This window comes from Burkholderia sp. LMG 13014 (assembly GCF_905232215.1).
Lineage (GTDB): Bacteria > Pseudomonadota > Gammaproteobacteria > Burkholderiales > Burkholderiaceae > Burkholderia.
Genome location: NZ_CAJNKE010000605.1, coordinates 1 through 3,502 on the forward strand (window position 1 = coordinate 1; position 3,502 = coordinate 3,502).

Annotated in this window: 3 protein-coding genes; 2 read left to right on the forward strand and 1 reads right to left on the reverse strand. The window is 68.4% G+C overall.

The genetic code is table 11. The features are described from left to right. Positions 1-490: 490 nt before the first annotated feature. Entirely contained in the window at positions 491-814 is a 324-nt protein-coding gene (locus tag JYJ84_RS31715; RefSeq protein ID WP_175223695.1) for a DUF2917 domain-containing protein, read from the reverse strand. A gap of 218 nt (positions 815-1,032) precedes the next feature. Here JYJ84_RS31715 and mdtD point away from each other — a divergent pair, with 218 nt between their 5' ends. After that, positions 1,033-2,469, forward strand: coding sequence for a multidrug transporter subunit MdtD (gene mdtD / locus JYJ84_RS31720; RefSeq protein ID WP_175223699.1), 1,437 nt, complete (start codon positions 1,033-1,035; stop codon positions 2,467-2,469). A gap of 204 nt (positions 2,470-2,673) precedes the next feature. Next, positions 2,674-3,502 (forward strand): EAL domain-containing protein (locus JYJ84_RS31725; protein WP_205189937.1); only part of this gene is annotated, 829 nt, incomplete at its 3' end.

Here is a 3,502-nt window from a genome sequence, read left to right on the forward strand (position 1 = left end):
GCCACAGATGCGCCAACGCGAGTTCGGGTGTCATGGCGGGATGGGCGATGGGGAGACAAGATCGAGTCTAGAAGTCGCGGCAGTCGCGAGCAATCCCGATTGCGCGATTCAGCACATCACGCACGGCCGTAGCGCGGGTGTATCTCCTGCGCCCCGGCAGGAACGGCCGGCAGCACATCCCCCGGCGCGCTGGAAGCCTGCCGGCATCCCCGGTGCCGGCGTGCCCCCTGCACATCCGCACCACGGCCCGCTGCGCTCGCTGCCGGACGGCGCGACCCTGCTCCGCTGCCGCCACGCGGACACGATGCGGCTACCCGCACGCCCCGTGCCGACGCGAAACGCCCGGATGATGTCGTCGAACGTTCTCTCGACCAAGGTGTGCCAGGCGCCGGGCTCGCCGATCACGCAGATCGCCAATGGCCGCACGGCCGGCCGGATCGCGCATGCGCTCGGACAATGCACTGACGGCAAACCGCTCCAGCCCCGGGGGCTACGTCGGCAGCGACGCGGGCGCGTGACGCCGGCCGTCGCGCCATGCGACGAGCGGTCGCCACCACGCCTGCGCGGCGCGCACGGCTCGCACCTCGAGCGGACCGAACGCGAACGTCGCGCCGTGCGCCCCCGCGCTGACCCACACGCGCATGCCGGGCGTGAGCATCAGCGAATCGCCGGCACCGAGCCAGTGATCGTCGGGTCGGCCCTCGATCGTCACCCAGACCTCGCCGTCGGCCACCTCCAGTGCGGTGCGATCGACGATCCGCCACCGACCGGCCGGCTCGTCGCCATCGATCACATACAGTCGCAGTTCGCGCATGGCAGCCTCCTGGTCGCACGGGTCCGATGGCATCAGTATTTCGGACAGTGGCAGCACACGGACAGATACGGCTGCAGACACTTTCGACTGAACTGTACTGGCCGTTCGACGAGGACGGGCACCCGCCGGCCGGACTTCGCTGCGCCCTTGCGCGGAACCTGCACGGCGCGATGGCTTTCCCTACAATGTCGGCTGTCCCGCGCCACCATCCCGCCCCAATGTTCCAGCGCCCGCCTGCCGCCGCTCCCGGCGAAAAGAACCTCACTGTGATGCTCTGGCTCGTCGCGACGGGCTTCTTCATGCAGACGCTCGATGCGACCATCGTGAACACGGCGCTGCCGTCGATGGCCGCGAGCCTCGGCGAATCGCCGCTGCGCATGCAGTCGGTCGTGATCGCGTACTCGCTGACGATGGCCGTGATGATCCCCGTGTCGGGCTGGCTCGCCGATACCTTCGGCACGCGCCGCGTGTTCTTCAGCGCGATCCTGGTGTTCTCGCTCGGCTCGCTGCTGTGCGCGAACGCGCAGACGCTGACGCAGCTCGTCGCGTTCCGTGTCGTACAGGGAGTCGGCGGCGCGATGCTGCTGCCGGTCGGGCGGCTCGCGGTGCTGCGCACGTTCCCGGCCGAACGCTACCTGTCCGCGCTGTCGTTCGTCGCGATTCCCGGCCTGATCGGCCCGCTGATCGGGCCGACGCTCGGCGGCTGGCTCGTGAAGATCGCGTCATGGCACTGGATCTTCCTGATCAACGTGCCGGTCGGCGTCGCCGGCTGCATCGCGACCTTCTATTCGATGCCCGATTCGCGCAACCCGGCCGTCGGCCGCTTCGACCTGAAGGGCTATCTGCTGCTGACGATCGGCATGGTCGCGATCTCGCTGTCGCTCGACGGGCTCGCCGATCTCGGCATGCAGCACGCGGCCGTGCTCGTGCTGCTGATCCTGAGCCTCGCGTGCTTCGTCGCGTACGGGCTGTATGCGGTGCGCGCGCCGCAACCGATCTTCTCGCTCGAGCTGTTCAGGATCCACACGTTCAGCGTCGGGCTGCTCGGCAACCTGTTCGCGCGGATCGGCAGCGGCGCTATGCCGTACCTGATCCCGCTGCTGCTGCAGGTGAGCCTCGGCTACTCGGCGTTCGAGGCCGGGCTGATGATGCTGCCGGTGGCCGCCGCCGGGATGTTCTCGAAGCGGATCATCACGCGCCTGATCACGCGGCACGGCTACCGCAAGGTGCTGCTCGCGAACACGATCATGGTCGGCGTGATGATGGCGAGCTTCGCGCTGATGCGCGACTCGGTGCCCGTGTGGGTGAAGGTCGTGCATCTCGCGCTGTTCGGCGGCTTCAACTCGATGCAGTTCACCGCGATGAATACCCTGACGCTGAAGGATCTCGGCACCGGCGGCGCGAGCAGCGGCAACAGCCTGTTCTCGCTCGTGCAAATGCTGTCGATGAGCCTCGGCGTCACGGTCGCGGGTGCATTGCTCGCGACCTTCACCGGCATGCTGCGCACCGTCACGCCCAGCAACACGCTGCCCGCGTTCCATGCGACCTTCATCTGCGTCGGCATCATCACGGCGGCTTCCGCATGGATCTTCGCGCAGCTCGCGCCCGAGATCCGCAGCACCGCGCGCAAGACCGACCCGTCCGAGCGCGCGTGACGCGCAACACGTAGCACATAGCACGCGCCGAACCGGGTCGGCACGCACCATTACGGTGCAGCGCGGCCCCGCAATACGCATTTGAAACGCCTGCAATGCCCGGCGGCCCGACCGCGACGCGCCGCCGCACGGGGTACGATGCCGTGCACGCTTCTTGCTCGCCTATTCTCTAGGTAAACTGGCAGTCTTCCTTCGGCCGACATCATGAGCATGATCGAAATCGATCCCCCCGGCTTTCAGCCGCCCCGCCCCGTCGCCGGCGACGACGGGAACCGGCGCACCGTGCTGTATGGCGGCTACACCGTGTTCAGCGTGTTCCAGCCCGTTTTCTCGGTGTCGCACCGCCGCGCGATCGGCTATCACGCGTCGCTGCGTGCGCACGACGAGGAAAGCCGCCAGGTGGCGTCGCACGAGGTGTTCACGCAGGCGGCGCGGCGCGGCGACCTGCTCGAGCTCGGCCGGCTCGCCGAATCGCTGCACCTGGGCAACTTCCACGCGTTCGACAGCCATGACGAATGGCTCTTCCTGAGCCTGCATCCGGCCGCGCTGATGGACACCGTTTACGGCGACGCGATGCTCGCGAACCTGAAGGCGCTCGGGCTGCCGCCGCACCGCGTGGTGCTCGAAGTGCCCGAGCAGGCGGGCGGCGAGACACCGCGCTATGCGGCGATCGTCGACGGGCTGCGCAAGGCCGGCTTCCTGATCGCGCTCGTCGGATTCGGCGCGAAGCATTCGAACATCGACCGCGTGTGGCACCTGCATCCCGACATCGTCACGCTCGACCGCGGCATCCTCGCGCAAGCGAGTGAACACTCGCATCTCGAACGCGTGCTGCCGGGGCTCGTGTCGCTGCTGCACGAATCCGGCCAGCTCGTGCTGATGGGCGGGCTCGCGACCGAGCGCGACGCGCTGATCGCGCTGGAGTGCGACGTCGATTTCGTGCAGGGCCAGTACTTCGCGGGGCCGAGCGTCGAACCGGTGCAGCCGCAGGCCGCCGCGGGCTGCATGGATACGCTGTCGGCCGCGTTGCGGC

Coding starts and splice junctions, on each gene's coding strand:
- JYJ84_RS31715 (WP_175223695.1), bottom strand. CDS start 814: ATGCGCGAACTGCGACTGTATGTGATCGATGGCGACGAGCCGGCCGGT.
- mdtD (WP_175223699.1), top strand. CDS start 1,033: ATGTTCCAGCGCCCGCCTGCCGCCGCTCCCGGCGAAAAGAACCTCACT.